Consider the following 522-nt stretch of genomic DNA (forward strand, 5'->3'; position numbering starts at 1 on the left):
GATCACTCGAACACCTATACAGATTTTCCTGCACAGTGGCAAATATGTAAACACAGTGTTTCCTAACCATTTCCTACGCCTTAGCTTACGATGTGTTTGGAAGCCCTCGGCCAAACGAATATTTCACAGAGAGCCGACAAGGAATTCCATTAATAACTGGCCGTTTTGATCCTTTGGAACAACTCGATGAATTTAGTCGATCCTTTTAGGAGGCCCCAATGACCATAGATCGAACCTATCCAATTTTTACAGTGCGATGGTTGGCTGTTCACGGACTAGCTGTACCTACTCTTTTTGGGGGTCAATATCAGCAATGCAGTTCATCCAATGATAAACCTAATCCGAATTATAGAGCTATGACACAATCAAACCCGAACGAACAAAATGTTGAATTGAATCGTACCAGTCTCTACTGGGGGTTCTTAGCCTATATATGACGAGCTGAACTAGCTGTTTTCTTTTCAAATTTTTTCTTAAATTAAGAGAAAGAAAGAGAATAGTAATAGTAGGAATTATATCCGG

At 40.0% G+C, this 522-nt stretch carries 2 protein-coding genes; both read left to right on the top strand.

What is annotated here, in order from left to right; all coding sequences use genetic code 11:
- The first annotated feature begins 92 nt into the window (after nt 1-92).
- Nucleotides 93-209 (top strand): hypothetical protein, encoded by a 117-nt coding sequence (locus IE178_RS37290; RefSeq protein ID WP_498370663.1) that lies wholly within the window; start codon nt 93-95, stop codon nt 207-209.
- A gap of 9 nt (nt 210-218) precedes the next feature.
- Nucleotides 219-437, top strand: a complete 219-nt coding sequence (gene psbL, locus IE178_RS37295) for a photosystem II reaction center protein PsbL (RefSeq protein ID WP_498370664.1) — start codon at nt 219-221, stop codon at nt 435-437.
- Nucleotides 438-522: the final 85 nt, after the last annotated feature.

It is taken from the genome of Streptomyces griseoloalbus (assembly GCA_014650015.1).
Lineage (GTDB): Bacteria > Actinomycetota > Actinomycetes > Streptomycetales > Streptomycetaceae > Streptomyces > Streptomyces griseoloalbus.

Coding starts and splice junctions, on each gene's coding strand:
- psbL (WP_498370664.1), top strand. CDS start 219: ATGACCATAGATCGAACCTATCCAATTTTTACAGTGCGATGGTTGGCT.